The 17,885-nt window shown below is 58.2% G+C and carries 13 protein-coding genes and 1 pseudogene; 6 read left to right on the forward strand and 8 right to left on the reverse strand.

Translation table 11 applies throughout. From position 1 onward, the window contains the following. The 3 genes and pseudogenes from K0F75_RS20595 to tssI form a co-directional block, all read right to left on the reverse strand. Positions 1–1,475, reverse strand: a pseudogene (locus K0F75_RS20595) (hypothetical protein); the annotation flags it as partial. Between the two features lies 1 nt (position 1,476). Next, positions 1,477–2,016 (reverse strand): DUF4123 domain-containing protein, encoded by a 540-nt coding sequence (locus tag K0F75_RS20600; protein WP_219063816.1) that lies wholly within the window; start codon positions 2,014–2,016, stop codon positions 1,477–1,479. Further along, the gene (gene tssI, locus K0F75_RS20605; protein ID WP_219063817.1) at positions 2,013–3,752 is read right to left on the reverse strand and encodes a type VI secretion system tip protein TssI/VgrG; all 1,740 of its coding nucleotides are present in this window, start codon (positions 3,750–3,752) and stop codon (positions 2,013–2,015) included. The genes K0F75_RS20600 and tssI overlap by 4 nt, the downstream gene beginning before the upstream one ends. A gap of 493 nt (positions 3,753–4,245) precedes the next feature. On the opposite strand from tssI, the gene acs reads away from it, so the two are divergent. From acs to K0F75_RS20635, 6 genes are all read left to right on the forward strand, one after another. After that, on the forward strand, positions 4,246–6,183 hold the full coding sequence (gene acs, locus K0F75_RS20610; protein WP_219063818.1) for an acetate--CoA ligase: 1,938 nt from the start codon (positions 4,246–4,248) through the stop codon (positions 6,181–6,183). A gap of 49 nt (positions 6,184–6,232) precedes the next feature. After that, positions 6,233–7,105 (forward strand): oxygenase MpaB family protein, encoded by an 873-nt coding sequence (locus tag K0F75_RS20615; RefSeq protein ID WP_219063819.1) that lies wholly within the window; start codon positions 6,233–6,235, stop codon positions 7,103–7,105. Positions 7,106–7,267: 162 nt separating this feature from the next. Further along, complete coding sequence (locus K0F75_RS20620; protein ID WP_219063820.1) at positions 7,268–8,446, forward strand: acetyl-CoA C-acetyltransferase; 1,179 nt, start codon at positions 7,268–7,270, stop codon at positions 8,444–8,446. Between the two features lie 110 nt (positions 8,447–8,556). Next, complete coding sequence (locus K0F75_RS20625; RefSeq protein WP_219063821.1) at positions 8,557–9,573, forward strand: class I SAM-dependent rRNA methyltransferase; 1,017 nt, start codon at positions 8,557–8,559, stop codon at positions 9,571–9,573. A 107-nt stretch (positions 9,574–9,680) separates the two neighbouring features. Further along, complete coding sequence (locus tag K0F75_RS20630; protein WP_219063822.1) at positions 9,681–12,635, forward strand: DUF748 domain-containing protein; 2,955 nt, start codon at positions 9,681–9,683, stop codon at positions 12,633–12,635. Between the two features lie 3 nt (positions 12,636–12,638). Next, positions 12,639–12,932 carry a DUF2845 domain-containing protein gene (locus K0F75_RS20635; RefSeq protein ID WP_219063823.1) on the forward strand — a complete coding sequence of 98 codons (294 nt, stop codon included), beginning with the start codon at positions 12,639–12,641 and terminating at the stop codon, positions 12,930–12,932. 186 nt (positions 12,933–13,118) lie between these two features. On the opposite strand, the gene K0F75_RS20640 is transcribed toward K0F75_RS20635, so the two are convergent. The 5 genes from K0F75_RS20640 to rbfA form a co-directional block, all read right to left on the reverse strand. Continuing rightward, positions 13,119–13,469 (reverse strand): BON domain-containing protein, encoded by a 351-nt coding sequence (locus K0F75_RS20640; RefSeq protein WP_219063874.1) that lies wholly within the window; start codon positions 13,467–13,469, stop codon positions 13,119–13,121. A 300-nt stretch (positions 13,470–13,769) separates the two neighbouring features. Then, on the reverse strand, positions 13,770–15,875 hold the full coding sequence (pnp, locus tag K0F75_RS20645; protein WP_219063824.1) for a polyribonucleotide nucleotidyltransferase: 2,106 nt from the start codon (positions 15,873–15,875) through the stop codon (positions 13,770–13,772). Between the two features lie 175 nt (positions 15,876–16,050). Next, positions 16,051–16,320 carry a 30S ribosomal protein S15 gene (gene rpsO, locus K0F75_RS20650; RefSeq protein WP_219063825.1) on the reverse strand — a complete coding sequence of 90 codons (270 nt, stop codon included), beginning with the start codon at positions 16,318–16,320 and terminating at the stop codon, positions 16,051–16,053. Between the two features lie 118 nt (positions 16,321–16,438). Then, positions 16,439–17,356 (reverse strand): tRNA pseudouridine(55) synthase TruB, encoded by a 918-nt coding sequence (truB, locus tag K0F75_RS20655; protein ID WP_219063826.1) that lies wholly within the window; start codon positions 17,354–17,356, stop codon positions 16,439–16,441. A gap of 5 nt (positions 17,357–17,361) precedes the next feature. Then, positions 17,362–17,808: a 30S ribosome-binding factor RbfA gene (gene rbfA / locus K0F75_RS20660; protein WP_219063827.1), complete on the reverse strand. Its 447-nt coding sequence runs from the start codon at positions 17,806–17,808 to the stop codon at positions 17,362–17,364. Between the last annotated feature and the right edge of the window lie 77 nt (positions 17,809–17,885).

Genomic DNA, 17,885 nt, shown 5'->3' on the forward strand with positions numbered 1-17,885 from the left:
CTCAACAGCGCCTGACTCATGTCCAGCTGGCGCCAGAGTTGCGCTCGTTCGCCGGTGGCGGTGAAGCGGTTGATGTCGATCCGGCCCTGCTCCTTGAGCTTCTCCATACCTTGGTGCAGCGGATTTTTCTGCCCACCCAAGGTCTGCGGCACGATCAATTGTTGCACCAGAAGCGCGCTGGCGTGATGGGCGTAATGGCTGGCGCGCTGGGCGCACAGGTTCAGCAGGTGTTGCTGGTCGTGAATCCGCGTCTGTACGTGACGCAGACGATAGTGCGCGTCGTGCAGCAGCACGCCGTACAGCTCGCGTTTTCGTGCACTTAACAGCACATCAGCCACCGCCGGCTGCGCTTGCCAGAACTCATCGGCGATCTGGGTTTCGGGATTGCACACCTGTTCCAGCCAATGGGCCCAGGCGCCGGTTTCCACGGAGGTCGGCTGATAGGCAGTTTCACCCTTCTCACAGCGAACCACATGCTGGCGCGCTGCGCTCAAGGCAATGACCGGGAACTGCCCGCTCAGGTCGCACAGGTAGCGGCCCGGTTGGTCGAGCAGCCATTCGTAACCAGGTTGGCGGGCGCGTTGCGGGGCGACCAGGCTGACCGGAAAGGCGTGCGAGCTGAGGTTGAGCCTGGCGACATGCGCCGCGCCCGCCGCAGACTGGTTGGCCGCGTCATAGGCGTCGAATGCGCTGAACGCTTCGAGCATTGCCACGCCGTCCGGTTTATCGCGGAACACGCGTTTGAACTTATCTTGCGAGCTGCGCAAGTCCGGGCTTTGGCAGCGTTGGGCGCGCAACGCCGGGTCTTGCTCAAGACGGCGCAAACGCGGCCCGCTGAGCTGCACTTCGCTGAAACAGAGCTGCGGCGACACCTGTTGATCGTTCCAGCTGGACGGCAACCAGATGTCCTCCAGCGCCTGCCCGCTGGCCAGTCGAAGGCCCTCCTCAATCTCGTCGCCCATGCGATAACGGTTCAGGTCGATGTCGTGGTAAGTGGTGTGTTCGTCTGCGACCCGCACCTCCAGCTCGCGCCACAGCCGGTTGCCCAAAAAGACATAAATGAACCCTGCGCGGCACACCACCGGAGTGCCGTGATCGTGGGCACTGTTGGCACCGGGCAACGCGACGAAGGGCACCACTGGCACGATCTGGTTCCACTGCGCGTCGAACTGGCGCAGGGTGATCGCGACCTCGGGTAGGAGCAGGCGAATGGGACTGCCGTCGACCGAGTCGATTTCCAGCCACAGGCGGTGGGTGTAGTGATTTTTCCAGCTCCAGACGTGCAGGGCGCTGTCCACAAAGTAGGGCTTTTCCAGCGTTTCAGGCTTGTCTTCGGCAGTCAGGGTGTCCAGGCGTTTTCCGGCTTGGTCATAAAACGCCAAGCGCTGACTGGGCGGATGGTTGTTGCCGGTGACCTGTACGATCAATTTATTGATTTCGCAGCATGGGCCGCGGCTGAGCATGCTCTGGGCCATGTCAGGACTCCTGTCCGTTCGCAATGTACTGCTCAAGGGCCACGCTTTGCTCTGCGCTAAGCACCAAGAGGTGGTTGGAGGTGGCTGGAAGCCAGGTGGTGGCGTGAGGGTTGTCCAGGCGTTGCCATCCGCTTTCACGCGACGCATACCAGTTCAAACGACTGATCGGGCCAAGCCAGCGGTTGAGGTTTTCATCGGTGCAGGCGGGGAAAAAACACTCGGCAACGGCCGGATTCCAATAATGCAGCATGCCTTTGCGGGTCTGTTTGAAGCGAATGATCAGCAGATGCCGCAGGTGTTCACGTACCGCTTCGGCGCTATGTTCACTCTCGATCACCAATCCCGGCCAGTGGATGGGTGCTTCCTTGATCGCCTGTAGCAGTGTCCCGTCGCTGTCGTCTTTCACCAACAACGGGCTGAACTGCGAATAGATCATCAATTCAGTTGAATCAAACAGGCGCACAAAATCCGGACGACCCATCTGCCGGAAAAGAGCAGGCAGCAAATGGTCGGTGTGTTCCAAGAGCATCCAAGTGGTCATGAGCGTGCTCCCGGATTCATAGCCTCGCGGCAACCGCAGTCCTCAAGCGGGCAGTCCATGGGTGTACCCCCTTCTGGCATTTGGCACATCTCGACAATGGGCTCACCGCCAAGGAGCTGCTGTTGGAACGTTGGGCTTGGTGGCAAAACGTCAGCTTCGAGTGCTTGAGTGTCGCCCGGCGCCAACGGCGTCGCTGGCATACCCGTCATCGCCATACCGCCTGACAGAATCGGTGTACTGCTGAAAATGCCAGCCGGATTAAGGACGATATGTTGGCCTCCGGCGCTCAGCGTCAGGCCTAGACAGGCGTGGACGACGATGTCGTCACCGGTGAGGTGTACGTGTTCGGCCTCCATCACCAACACCTGACCCACACGGGTGTGACTGCTGCCTGCCACCTGCAGATGATCGCCCGCCAGCAGCTGAACCTTGCGCTCGCCGGTGAGGGTCCGGTGTTCCTCACCGTTGAGTACCGAGGTGCTGTTGCCCTTGATGGTTTCCAGGCGCTGACCGCCAATTTCAGTCCGGCTGTCGTTCTGGATCAGCTGCTCCATGTCGCGTTGGGCGCGCAGGTAGACCCGTTCCGCACCGCTCTTGTCGTCAAAATGGACTTCGTTGAAACCGGTGCTCGCACTGGAACTCCGGCTGCGAAAGACGCTTTTGGTCTTGTTTTCAGGCAGCCCATGCGCAACGGGATTCAGGTTATTGGCAAGGCAGCCCACGATAACCGGCCTGTCGGCGTCCCCTTCAAGGTATGAAACCAGCACCTCCATGCCCACCCGGGGAATGGTGACGGCGCCATACCCATCGCCCGCCCAACTAGAGGCGACCCGCACCCAGCAGCTGGTTGTTTCATCGTCCTGTTCGCTACGGTCCCAGTGGAATTTGACTTTCACCCGGCCGAATTTGTCGCAGTAGATTTCTTCATTCACAGGGCCGGTGACTCTGGCGGTCTGGGTGCTGTGGATTCGCGGTTTCGGGTGCTCCAGTGCCGGACGGAACTGGACCGCTTCCGCAATGGCGGTGAAGGTGTTGCGATACCCCTGAACGATGCGCCCGTCTTCAACCGGGCTGCTGCCGGTCAGCTCTTCGAGCACCTGCGGCTGTCTTGCGTCATGTTGCACAAAAATCAGCACCCAGTGGGTTTCGGGGGCGTAATCCTGAACCAGGTGCAAGCGCGATCCACTGCGCAAAAGCGACGCATCACTCTCGCCATCCGCCAGGCGAAAACCGGTTTGATGGCGCTCAAGCGCACGCTTGGATAGGACGTCACCGCGCCGTCTCTCCTCGAAATTCCCGGGATAGACGTAATCCTCCAGGTAGGGACCGTATTTGGGGACTTCGCCGCGCTCCCATTGCGCCTGGGTTCGCGCGGGGTCTTGTAGGCTCTGCAGCGGAATATGGGTCTGTTTGAAGTCATGATCGCGCAGGGCGACATGGTTGGTTTGGGCGGTCAGACGCACGCCGAAGGCCTTGACCGCCGGACCTTCTGCCACCAGGCCGCTCCCCGGCTTGAACGGCAACACCTGCGGGGATTGCTGCGGGAATCGGGTTTCATCGTCGGCAAAGATCAGGTGATGACTGTCAGGCGTGTGCTCAAACCGGTAGAAAATCCCCTCTTCCTCGCACAGCCGGCTGAGAAAGTGCAGGTCCGACTCGTCGTACTGCACGCAATAGTCGCGCGGCGCCATGACCGCCGTGATGCGGTCGAACGATGCATCGGTGCCCTTCAGCATGTGGTGCCCTTNAATGCCCCGCCTGTTTTGCCTTGGCGGATCGCATAAATATGACCGTGAATCCCCTGCCCTTGCGCCCCGAATCTCAGGTAGGCCGCTTTATGCAGCAAGCCGTCCAACGCGTGGGATGAGCGCCGGCTCACCAGTTCGATGTTGATTTCATAGGGTCGGCTCAGCGCCTCGGTCCCGTGAAAACTCAGCACCTGCAAGTCAGCTTGCTGTTGCCCGTTGATGTCCAGACAGAACTTCGGGGTAAGGCCGGGATGAGACATGCGCGGATCTTCGTGTTGGAAGGGGGCACGCAGTGTCATTGACGATGTGCGCCCACACAGCCAGCCAGCACCTCTGGATCATGTAGGACAGTTCTGGTGATTGGGTGGGCTTGTACTGACGGACTTAGCCAAACATGGATGCAGTTCCCGTCCCCTTGAACCAATCCCCACCAAAGCGCACCCTGATGACTTGTTGCATCAACAAGAATAAGGATCAACCCATGTTCGATATCAGCGTTTTCCCGAAAGCCGACGCCGTGCGTAAAGCTGCGCAGCTGAGCCCCGCTGACTATCAGCGGATGTATCAACAATCAGTGGAACACCCCGATACCTTCTGGGCCGAACAGGCCAAGACGTTTCTCGACTGGTCCAGACCTTGGCAGCAAGTGCAGCACGCAGACCTGAACACGGGCGAGGCCAGCTGGTTCAAGGGCGGCGAGTTAAATGTCAGCTACAACTGCATCGACCGTCATCTGAAAGAGCGCGGTGATCAAATCGCGATCATCTGGGAAGGCGACAATCCGGGTGAGTCCGCTGAAATCACCTATAAAAAGCTGCATCACAACGTCGCCCGCCTGGCGAACGTACTCAAAAGTCGCGGAGTGAAAAAAGGTGATCGCGTCTGCATCTATATGCCGATGATCCCCGAGGCCGCTTACGCGATGCTGGCCTGCACCCGAATCGGTGCCGTGCATTCGGTGGTGTTCGGCGGGTTCTCGCCAGACGCGTTGCGTGACCGGATTCTCGATGCCGACTGCCGCACGGTGATCACTGCCGATGAAGGGGTGCGCGGGGGTAAATATGTCGCGCTCAAGAAGAATGTCGACAAGGCGCTGCAAAGCTGCCCGAACGTCAGCACCGTACTGGTGGTAGAGCGCTCTCAGGGCGACGTGGAATGGGTCGAAGGTCGCGACATTTGGTACCACGACGCCGTGCGTGGCATGAGCGCTGACTGCCCGCCCGAGCCAATGGATGCGGAAGACCCGCTGTTCATCCTCTACACCTCAGGCAGCACCGGCAAGCCCAAAGGTGTGCTGCACACCACCGGCGGTTACCTGCTGCAAGCCGCAATGACCTTCAAGCACGTGTTCGACTACCAGGACCGAGAAATCTTCTGGTGCACCGCCGATGTCGGCTGGGTCACCGGTCACAGCTATATCGTCTATGGCCCGCTGGCCAATGGCGCCACCACGCTGATCTTTGAAGGCGTACCGAACTACCCGGACGCTTCACGCTTCTGGCAGGTAATCGACAAGCACCAAGTCAACATTTTCTATACCGCCCCCACTGCCCTGCGCGCCCTGATGCGCGAAGGGCCAGGGCCGCTGCAAAGCACGTCACGCGAGAGCCTGCGCGTGCTCGGCAGCGTCGGCGAGCCAATCAACCCTGAGGCATGGGAGTGGTATTTCCATCAGGTCGGCAAGGAGCGCTGCCCCATTGTCGATACCTGGTGGCAGACCGAAACCGGCGGCATCATGCTGTCACCGTTGATCAGTGCCAGCCACCTCAAGCCGGGCTGCGCGACGCGTCCGTTGTTCGGGGTACAACCGGTATTACTGGACGAGCAAGGCAAGGAAATCATCGGTGCGGGCAGCGGTGTTCTGGCGATCAAGGCCAGTTGGCCGGGACAGATTCGTAGCATATACGGCGATCAACAGCGCATGGTCGAGACCTATTTCAAACCCTATCCCGGCTACTACTTCACCGGCGACGGCGCTCGCCGCGACGAGGATGGCGACTACTGGATCACTGGCCGCGTCGACGACGTACTCAACGTGTCTGGACACAGGATCGGCACCGCAGAAGTTGAAAGCGCACTGGTGCTGCACGACAGCATCGCCGAAGCCGCAGTGGTCGGTTATCCCCACGACGTCAAAGGTATGGGGATTTACGCCTTCGTCACGCCGATGAAAGGCGTCGAAACAAATGATGCGTTGAAAAAAGAACTGCTGGCCCACGTCGGCCAGGAAATCGGCAGCTTCGCCAAACCGGAATTGATTCAGTGGGCATCCGCCCTGCCGAAAACCCGCTCAGGCAAGATCATGCGCCGGATTTTGCGCAAAATTGCCTGCAATGAACTGGACAGCCTGGGTGATACGTCGACCCTGGCTGACCCGAGCGTGGTCGAAGGCCTGATCGATAAACGCCTGAACCGTTGAACGTGTTGGGCGCAGCCCTCCCTGCGCCCGACTCAGATGTTGAGAGCCCATGGAATTCATTCGTAGCCGTATCGAAACCCAAGTCATGAGTCTGACTGGATTGTCTCTGGGTCAGTTGGACCTGGAAAACCCTAAAGGTGATCCCGGCCTGTTCGGTCCAGAGGCGATCTGCTGGCAGGTGCATGGCGACTTCAGCAGCATGCTGATCGGCGGCATCAGCGCATTGATGCTGCAAGCCCTGCACCCATTGGCGCTGGCCGGGGTCTGGGATCACTCGACCTTCCGTCAGGACATGCTGGGCCGCCTTCGCAGGACCGGCCAGTTTATTTCAGGGACAACCTTCGGTTCGACCCGCGACGCCAACTGGCTGATAGACAAGGTGCGCACCATCCACTTGCAAGTGACTGGCACTGCGCCCGACGGACGCCCCTATGCTGCCAGTGATCCGGACCTGTTGACGTGGGTACATGTGGCCGAAGTCAGCAGTTTTCTGGCCGCCCATTTGCGCTATCGCAACCCCGAGTTGTCGGGTGACGCACAGGATGCGTACTACGCAGAAGTCGCCACCATTGCCGAACGGCTCGGCGCACGTGAGGTGCCGCGCTCAAGGCAAGCCATTGCCGACTATCTCGACCGGATGCGCCCGCAGTTGATCTGTGATGAACGCAGCCGCGAGGTACTGCGCTTATTGCTGAATGCCCCGGCTCCGAGCAGGCTGGCCAAGCCATTCGGTGCCTTAATGATGCAGGCAGGCATCGACCTGTTACCGGTCTGGGCCAGCGATTTGTTCGAGATCCATCAGGGCCTGCTGCAACGCACATTGATCCGCGCCAGCATCAGACGTAGCGTGCCCCTGTTACGCTGGGCGGTGCGCAACGGCTCAGTTCAGCGCGCCCACCGACGGTTGGGGCTATCCTGCTGACCGACCTGAAGCACACACGCGACCGTCAGTTTGTCGTTGGAACCTGAACGGCCATGTGTGACACCATGCGCACCATTGTCATCGTCATAGCCACCGCCACAGCGAACAGGGCCAGCTGAATCAGGCCCGACGCAAAACCCAATAATAGTGAGGACCTTTGCCATGCAAGACGTCGTTATCGTTGCCGCCACCCGTACCGCTGTCGGTGCGTTCCAGGGTGCCCTGGCGAATATTTCCGCAGTCGATCTTGGCGCTGCTGTCATTCGCCAACTGCTGTCTCAAACCGGGCTGGATGTTACTGAAGTCGATGAAGTGATCATGGGCCACGTATTGACCGCAGGCGCCGGGCAGAACCCTGCACGTCAAGCCGCGATCAAGGCGGGGCTGCCTTTCGCGGTACCGGCAATGACCGTGAGCAAGGTCTGTGGCTCGGGCTTGAAGGCCCTGCATCTGGCCGCTCAGGCGATTCGCTGCGGCGACGCGGAAGTGGTCATCGCGGGCGGTCAGGAAAACATGAGCCTGTCCAATTACGTCATGCCCGGTGCGCGCACCGGTCTGCGTATGGGCAACAGCACCCTGGTCGACACGATGATCAGCGATGGTTTATGGGATGCGTTCAACGACTACCACATGGGCATCACTGCCGAAAATCTGGTGGAAAAGTACGGCATCACCCGCGAAGCACAAGATGCGTTCGCCGCCGCGTCGCAACAGAAAGCCATGGCCGCCATCGAAGCCGGGCGTTTTGTCGACGAAATCACCCCGATCCTGATCCCGCAGCGCAAAGGCGACCCGCTGTCGTTTGCCACGGACGAACAACCGCGCGCCGGGACGACCGCCGAATCGTTGGCCAAACTCAAGCCAGCGTTCAAGAAAGATGGCTCCGTCACCGCGGGCAACGCTTCGTCGCTGAATGACGGCGCCGCCGCCGTCATCCTGATGAGCGCCGCCAAAGCTGAAAAGCTCGGGCTGCCGGTTCTCGCGCGCATCGCTGCTTACGCCAACGCAGGTGTCGACCCGGCAATCATGGGCATCGGCCCGGTCAGCGCCACGCGTCGTTGCCTGGCCAAGGCCGGCTGGTCGCTGGAGCAGCTTGACCTGATCGAAGCCAACGAAGCGTTTGCCGCGCAAGCTTTGTCAGTCAGCAAGGAGCTGGGCTGGGACATGAACAAGGTCAACGTCAACGGCGGCGCCATTGCCCTTGGCCACCCGATTGGTGCGTCAGGCTGCCGCATTCTGGTCACGCTGCTGCACGAGATGATCAAGCGCGACGCCAAAAAAGGTCTCGCAACCTTGTGCATCGGTGGTGGTCAGGGTGTGGCATTGGCGCTTTCCCGCTGAGTCTGCTGCGCCTGATCTGACGTGATCGCGGGCAAGCACGCTTGCCCGCGATCAATGCCCGCGCTTAACTGTTAAACTGCCGCGCCCATTTCCAACCCAAGGCGCTGTGCATGTCCTCCTTGAATCAGGCGCTAAGCGTCGCCCTCGATAACCGCGAACCACTGCTTGCCGAGTTGCATCAACACGGCACGGATTGCTATCGGCTATTCCATGGCAGCCAGGAAGGTGCCAGCGGCCTGACCATCGACCGTTATGGCCCGCAATTGCTGGTGCAGAGTTTCCACCACGCGCTGGAACGCGAGGTCCTGCTGGAACTGCACGCGGCCGTCAATACGCGCCTGGGACTCGAAACCCTGCTGGTCTACAACGACCGCTCCCAAGGCAACTCGCGAATAGACCGTAACGACGCCGTATACAAAGCCGAAGATGCAGCACTGGTGGATATGATCGGTCACGAGTGGGGCCTGAACTACCGTGTACGCGGGCGCCATGCCGGGCAGGACCCGCTGCTGTTTCTCGACTTGCGTAATACCCGTGGCTGGATAAAGCAACACAGCGCCGGCAAGACCGTGCTGAACCTGTTTGCGTACACCTGTGGCGTTGGCCTGAGTGCGGCGGCGGGCGGCGCGCGGGAAGTGTGCAACCTGGACTTCGCCGAAGGCAATCTGGCGGTGGGTCGCGAAAATGGCGTCCTCAACCCTCAATTGAAAGCCATGAAGTTTGTGCAATCCGATTACTTCCCGGCGATCCGCCAACTGGCAGGCTTGCCCATCGCCCCACGTCGCGGGAATAAGTTGCCCGAGTATGTGCGCCTCGAACAACGGCAATACGACCTGGTGTTCCTTGATCCGCCTGCGTGGGCAAAAAGCGCATTCGGCACCGTCGATTTGCTGCGCGACTACCAGAGCCTGCTCAAACCGGCGGTATTGACCACGGCCACCGATGGCGTGTTGATCTGCTGCAATAATCTGGCGAAGGTCAGCATGGAGGACTGGCGCGAACAGGTGCTACGCTGCGCCAGCAAGGCCGGGCGCCCGGTACGCGACTGGCAGGTTCTGACGCCGGGCAGCGACTTCCCGTCTCAGGACCAGCAACCACCGCTCAAAACGCTGATACTGCAGCTCTGACGCCCGACGCAAGAAAGGAATCTTCCGACACGCACTGAGGGTACTTCTGGGGAACCAGATTCGCGTGCCATACTCCAAGGACCTCCGACAGAGAGACGACGCCTCACATGCCCAAAGGATTGATACGCGCTATTTGCGCCTTGCTGACCGTCATCGCGCTTTATAGCTTGCTGGGGTTCTTGATTCTGCCCGGCATCGCATTGCGGATCGTCAATCAACAACTGGCCACCTATTCCACGGTCCCGGCAACGCTTGGTCGCCTGGAAATCAACCCCTACACACTGGAAGTCACCCTGTGGGGCCTGAACATCGGCACGCCGGGCCAGGAGCAGGTCGGTTTCGAACGGTTGTACACCAACCTGCAGATTGACAGCCTGTGGACCGGCGCCCTGCATCTGGCGGCTGTCGAGTTGGACAAACCCAAGTCCGAACTTCTCTTCAGCAAGGACGGTACGCTGAACCTGGCGCAGTTGTTCAAGCTACCGGCCAGCGCGCCGGCGAAGGACGCGCCACCCGGCAAGCCTTTCCCGATGCGGGTCGACTACATCAAGTTGGCTGACGGTTATGTCCACTTCCAGGACCTGCGCCCCAGCGAACCGATTGAATTCCTTTACGACAAACTAAGTCTGGAACTGAAAAACCTCAGCACCCTGCCCGAAGACAATGCCGACATGACCCTGGTTGCAGTAGGTCCTGGAGGCGGTCGACTCGACTGGGTCGGGCGCATCAGCCTGGTGCCGATTGCCTCCGAAGGTAAGCTAAAAATCACTGACGGCAAGATGAAAGTCTTTTGGCCCTACGTGCGCGATGCGCTACCGCTCGTACTGCAAGACGGCATTCTGAACTTCAGCACCGACTACACGCTCAGCCTGGCCAGCGCAACCGAATTGCAACTGACCAATACCGCCTTGAGCGTTGCGCCCTTCGCGATCAATGCGCCGGATGGGCGACCATTGGTGCGTCTGGAACGACTGGACGTCACCGAGACCTCTATCGACCTGGCCAAGCAGCAAGTGACGGTCGGCAAGATCCGCAGCAACAAACTTGAAACCTGGGCGACGCGCGAAGCGGATGGCGAGCTCGACTGGCAGAAGCTGTTCGCCAGCCAACCAAAAAAACCCGCTTCCGCAGCCGCCATCAAGGCTCCGGCGACCGCAGCAGGTAGCGCCCCCGAAGTCGCCCAGCAGCCCATCGCCCCCAGCAAACCCTGGCAGGTGCTGCTGCGTGACGTGCAACTGCGCAACTATCAGATTCACCTGGCTGATCGGGTCCCCAAGGAACCCGTTGCGCTGGAAGTAGGCCCGCTGAACCTCGACCTGCAGAATTTCGACAGCCTCAACAAGTCGCCTTTCAGCCTCAAGCTTGACACCGGACTGGGCAAACAAGGGCATATCACGGCAGCAGGTGACGTCAATCTGAGCCCGGTCAGCGCCAAACTGCAGGTCACCACCAAAGACATCGACCTGCGTGTCGCGCAGTCTTATATCAGCCCGTTTATCCGTCTTGAACTGCGCAGCGGCATGCTTGGCAGCGACCTGGCGGTCAATCTGAAGAGCACGGAGCCGCTGGCTTTCAGCGTCATGGGCAAGGCCCAGATCGACCAATTGCACACCCTCGACACCCTCAAGCAGCGCGACTTTCTCAAGTGGCAGCAGGTGATGCTTGAAGGACTGGATTATCAACACGGCAACAGCCTGACGATCGCCAAGGTCAATCTGCAGCAACCGTATGCGCGCTTCATGATCAACGATGACCGCACCACCAACATTGATGATCTGTTGATTCCACAGCCAGCCGACAGCGGTAAACCAGCGACTAAACCAGCGGCAGGCAAGGCCTCTGCAAGTAGTGAAAAACCGATGGGAATTCGTATCGGTGAAGTGAATATCAACGACGGCTCCGCCAACTTCGCCGACTTCAGTCTCACGCCCAACTTTGCCACCGCCATTCAACAGCTCAATGGCAAAATCGGGACGCTCGACAACCGTCAGTCAAAACCTGCAACAGTCGATATAAATGGCAAGGTCGACCGCTATGCGCCGGTGACCATCAAAGGCAGCCTCAACCCCTTCGACCCCTTGGCCAGCCTGGACATCGCGACCAGTTTCAAGCGCGTCGAGCTAACCACACTGACGCCGTACTCCGGGAAGTTCGCCGGCTACCGCATTCGCAAAGGGCGCCTGAATCTCGACCTGCATTACATGATCGTCAAAGGCCAACTCAAGGCCGAAAACAAGGTGGTACTCGAACAGCTACAGCTGGGTGAGAAGGTCGACAGCGCCAGTGCCGTCGATCTGCCGATTCGCCTGGCCATTGCCTTGCTGAAGGACACCGATGGCAAGATCTCCATCGAACTGCCAATCTCCGGCGACTTGAACAACCCACAATTCAGCGTGATGCCCATTGTCTGGCAAACGCTGCGCAATTTGGTATTGCGTGCGGCTGAGGCGCCCTTCAAGTTCATTGGGGGGTTAATCAGCGGCGGCGAATCTCAAGACCTCGGCAGCATTGCGTTCACCCCCGGCTCGAGCGACTTGACCAGCGACGCCCAATCCGCCCTGAACAAGCTCTCCGCCGCACTCAAGGAGCGCCCGGCGTTGCATCTCGAGATCGAAGGCACCAGCGCTGTCAGCAGCGATGGCCCGCTGATCGCGGCACAACGTCTGGAGCGCGAGTACCAGAGCACGTACTACAAGATTCTTCAGCGTCGCGGTGACAAAGTCCCGGCTCAAGCCTCACTGTTGCAAGTGCCGGAAAACGAAAAAACACCCATGCTCGAAGGTATTTATCGCACCCTGCTGAAGCAACAACCGCCTGCCGAGTGGACAGATCTGGGCAAGGAAGAGCGGGCCGCGAAAATGCGCGCAGACGTGATCAAGTCCTGGAGCAGCAACACCGCATTGCTCCGCCAGTTGGGCCAGGCGCGCGCCGGCAGCATCAAGGACTATCTGGTCGATAAAGGCAAACTGGCTGATGATCGGGTCTATTTCATCGACACCAGCCTTGGTGAGGCTCAATCAGATGGCCGTGTCGTCACTCAGCTGCATCTGGACAGCGAATAATCCATGCGAACAGGCGGTTTAGTACTTTTGGCAGTCGCTTGCCTCGCAGGCCAGGCACAGGCAGATACCTTGCGTTGCGGCAGTCAATTGATCAGCGTGGGTGATCGGGAGTTTGAGGTGCAGCAGAAATGCGGTGAACCTATTGCCCGAAATATCATTGGTTATAAGCGCAGCGTGAACAGGCGCGAAGAAGTCCAGATTGATGAATGGATCTACGGGCCCAATAACGGAATGTATCAATACCTGCGTTTCGAAGGCGGCCGACTACTGCGCATAGACAGTAAGCGCGGTAGCTGACGGCTGCGCCGGGCCTTACCCTTCAAATCCCCCATCCCCACAATAGAACAGGCCCCGGCGCGAACGCAGGGGCCTGTAATGACCACATCCTTATGGTCTTTCGCATGAACCTTTAACGAGCCAGCCGACACCGTCCAGCGTTATCAGCGGGCTCCTTATCCATGATCATCGCGAGAGGGTAAAACGTTACTCGGATTTCAGGCCATCAGCCGACACTGCTTGAACGCCTTTGATTTTCTTGGCGATGTCGACAGCCAGCTTTTTCTGAGCTGCGCTCAATGTAACGGTCGATGACAGGGAAACCACGCCTTTGTTGGTCTCTACCTTGATGTCAGTACCTGGAATGCCTTTTTCGGTGACCAGATCGGCTTTGACTTTGGTGGTGATCCAGGTATCAGAGGTTGCTTCTGTAGCTTTGGTCATTTCGCCAGCAGCAATAACCATAGGTGCTTGAGTGGTTTGTTGAGCAAATGCCGCGTTGGCCATGGTGAAGGTCAGTGCAGTGGCAGCAGCAGCGGCAATAGCGAACTTATTCATATTCATACGAGTCACTCCTGTTTTTCAAAAATCTGCGCCAGCATCACTGGCAGCAGGGTTACAGGATATATCGCAAGGGCTGTGCCAACCTCTAGCTGGATATAATTGCATTATAAAACAATAACTTAAGCTCCATCCTTAAATTGGTTATCGTGCAGATTGCACGTTCCTCCCCCTGTGCTGCGTGCAAGATGCATGCAGTGCGCAGCGAAATGACTGGCTGCCCGTATAAGCGCTTAAAAGCGCTCATAAAAAAAGGACCCCGAAGGGTCCTTTTTCAGCGTATGGCAATCAGGCTAATTACACGCCTGATGCTTTTGCTGCTGCAACGTCTTTGATCGACAGCTTGATACGGCCGCGGTTGTCCACGTCCAGTACCAGAACTTCAACTTCCTGACCTTCTTGCAAGATGTCAGTCACTTTCTCAACGCGAGCGTCGCTCAACATGGAGATGTGAACCAGGCCGTCTTTGCCAGGCAGGATGTTGACGAATGCGCCGAAGTCGACGATACGCTCAACCTTACCGATGTAGATCTTGCCAATCTCGGCTTCAGCGGTGATACCCAGAACGCGCTGACGTGCTGCTTCAGCCGCTTCCTTGGTTTCGCCGAAGATCTTGATAGTGCCGTCGTCTTCGATGTCGATCGAAGCCTTGGTCTCTTCACAGATCGCACGGATCGTCGCGCCGCCTTTACCGATGACATCACGGATTTTGTCGGTGTCGATTTTCATCGCGATCATGGTCGGAGCGTTTTCCGACAGTTCAGTACGCGATTGACCAATGATCTTGTTCATCTGACCGAGGATGTTCAGGCGCGCTTCCAGGGCTTGGCCCAGAGCGATCTCCATGATTTCTTCGGTGATGCCTTTGATCTTGATGTCCATCTGCAGCGCGGTAACACCTTTGGCGGTACCCGCTACTTTGAAGTCCATGTCGCCCAGGTGATCTTCGTCACCCAGGATGTCGGTCAGGATGGCGAACTTCTCGCCTTCTTTAACCAGACCCATGGCGATACCGGCCACTGGCGCCTTCATCGGCACACCAGCGTCCATCAATGCCAGGGAAGCACCACAGACCGAAGCCATGGAGCTGGAACCGTTGGACTCGGTGATTTCCGATACCACACGAATGGTGTACGGGAACACGTCAGCAGCAGGCAGCATGGCTTGTATGCTGCGACGAGCCAGACGGCCGTGACCGATTTCGCGACGACCAGCACCGCCCATACGACCACACTCGCCCACCGAGAACGGAGGGAAGTTGTAGTGCAGCATGAACGGGTCTTTGCGCTCGCCTTCAAGAGTGTCGAGCAACTGTGCATCACGTGCGGTACCCAGAGTGGCAACAACCAGCGCCTGGGTTTCGCCACGGGTGAACAGTGCAGAACCGTGAGTCTTCGGCAGAACGCCGACTTCGATGTTCAGCGGACGTACAGTGCGGGTATCACGACCATCGATACGCGGCTTGCCGTTAACGATGTTCTCGCGCACGGTGCGGTATTCGATTTCGCCGAAAGCAGCTTTGACTTCGCTGGAAGTCGGCTGACCTTCTTCACCGGAAAGCTTGGCAACGATCTGGTCACGCAACTCACCCAGACGGGCATAACGCTCGTGCTTGACGGTGATGGTGTAAGCCTGGGAAATCGCATCGCCGAACTCAGCGCGAATCGCGCCCAGCAGTGCGGTGTTTTCTGGTTGTGCTTTCCAGTCCCAAGTCGGCTTGGCAGCTTCGGCAGCCAGCTCTTTGATGGCCTGGATAACAACCTGGAATTCGTCGTGGGCGAACAGTACGGCGCCCAGCATCTGGTCTTCGGTCAGCTCTTTAGCTTCCGATTCAACCATCAATACCGCTTCCGAGGTACCGGCTACAACCATGTCCAGGCTCGAAGCCTTGAGTTGTTCGTAGTTAGGGTTCAACAGGTAGCCGGTGCTTTCGTGGAAAGCAACGCGCGCAGCACCGATAGGGCCGTCGAAAGGAATACCGGAGATCGCCAGTGCAGCCGAGGTGCCGATCATGGCAGCGACGTCTGGATCAGTCTTTTTGCTGGTGGACAAAACGGTGCAGACAACCTGCACTTCGTTCATGAAGCCTTCTGGAAACAACGGACGGATCGGGCGGTCGATCAGACGCGAAGTCAGGGTTTCTTTCTCGGAAGGACGGCCTTCACGCTTGAAGAAACCGCCGGGGATTTTGCCCGCAGCGTAGGTTTTTTCCTGGTAGTGAACGGAAAGTGGGAAGAAGCCTTTGCCTGCGTCAGCGTGCTTGGCACCGACCACAGTCACTAACACGCTGACGTCGTCGTCAACGGTGACCAATACTGCGCCGGAAGCTTGACGGGCGATACGGCCTGTCTCGAGGGTGACGGTCGATTGACCGAATTGGAATTTCTTGATGACCGGGTTCACGGTTTCCTACCTTCTTTGTGGCTCTTGGGGAACTGGTTTCTTGCGAATTCTTGGGCAGTGACAGGGATCGGACCCATCGACCGTCCAGATAAAACTTGAGGCTGGGAGCCTGCCACGGCTCATCAGGTAAACCCGATGAGCCGTGACAAACAACCAACCTCGAGCAACGTCGTTATTAGCGACGCAGACCCAGACGAGCGATCAGGGCGCTATAACGGCTAACGTCCTTACCTTTAAGGTAATCCAGCAGCTTGCGACGCTGGTTTACCATACGGATCAGACCACGACGTGAGTGGTGATCCTTACCGTTGGCCTTGAAGTGGCCTTGCAGTTTGTTGATGTTGGTGGTCAGCAGTGCAACTTGCACTTCTGGCGAACCAGTATCACCAACAGCTTGCTGGTAGTCGGCTACGATCTGAGCTTTTTCTTCTACGCTGAGTGCCATGTGGGCAATCCTTTATTCGAGAAACCGCTCCAAAGAGACAGTTTCAATGGGCCGAGGACAAATCCTCGTATTTTTAAATGAGATGTGACCGTGCCCATTGACAGCCACCCTCGTCCGGTCATTCTGACCGAATCAATCGACGCGGCGCGATCCGCCCGTCTTCACTCACTTCACCGATTCCGATGAAGCGACCTTCATGATCTTGCACGCGAACCATGCCAAATTGTGGCGCGTCCGGTGCTCTTACGGGTTGACCATGCAACCAGTAAAATGAACTGTGTTCCGAGAACTGCAGCAGCGGCCAATCCAGCAAACCGCTGTCCGAAGGCATCAGGAAGCGATCAACCGCTTCGTTGCCACCCTCGGCGTGTACCTGCTCCAACTCTTCCAGCGTAACCGTCTGAGCCAGGCTGAAAGGTCCGGCCTGCGTACGACGCAACTCTGCGACATAGGCGCCACACCCAAGCTTTTCACCAATATCTTCCACGAGGGTACGAATATAGGTGCCTTTGGTGCAGTCCACTGCCAAGCGCGCAGTATCGGCGTCACATTCGAGCAATTCCAGGCGCGTGATAGTAACAGAACGCGGTTCGCGCTCCACCACTTCCCCCGCTCGGGCCAGCTTGTACAGGGGCTGACCATCACGTTTGAGCGCTGAGTACATCGGCGGTATCTGACTGATTTCACCGCGAAAAAACGGTAAAGCCGCTTCGATATCGGCACGACCAACGGTCACTGGACGAACGAGTAAAACATCACCTTCAGCGTCTGCCGTGGTGGTGGTTTTACCCAATTGCATCTTGGTTTCGTACGCTTTGTCCGAATCGAGCAAGTATTGGGAAAACTTTGTCGCTTCGCCAAAACACAACGGTAATACGCCCGTCGCGAGTGGATCGAGGCTACCGGTATGCCCGGCCTTTTCCGCATTGAGCAGCCAGCGCACTTTCTGCAAGGCGGCGTTGGACGTGAAGCCCAGCGGCTTGTCGAGCAGGATGATCCCGCTGACGTTACGGCGTATACGTTTGACCTGCGCCACCCGCATTACTCCTTGTTGCTTTCTGGCTTGTCGCTTTCTGCCAGGGAGTTTTCCTGGGTAGCGTCTTCTGCCTGCACATTGTCCGGGTGATGGCCATCTTCAGCCACAGCACGTTCGATCAATGCAGAAAGATGAGCGCCACGCACGACGCTTTCGTCGTAATGGAAATGCAACTGTGGAACGCTGCGCAATTTCATCTCGCGAGCCAGCTGCATGCGCAGAAAACCTGCCGCAGCGTTAAGCACCTTGATGGTCTGGGCAATTTCTTCAGCACTGTCCTGACCCATCACGGTCATGAAAATCTTCGCATGACCAACGTCACGGCTGACATCGACAGCAGTGATGGTGACCAGGCCGACGCGCGGGTCTTTGATTTCGCGGCGGATCAGCTGTGCCAGCTCGCGCTGCATCTGATCGCCAATGCGTTGGGTACGGCTATATTCTTTTGCCATGTCTACTACCTGTCACTGACCCGGGGCGAAACCCGTACGGTCTGAAAGCGGCAAACGCCCGGCCTGACAAAATGTCG

It is taken from the genome of Pseudomonas sp. UMAB-08, from assembly GCF_900095225.1.
Lineage (GTDB): Bacteria > Pseudomonadota > Gammaproteobacteria > Pseudomonadales > Pseudomonadaceae > Aquipseudomonas.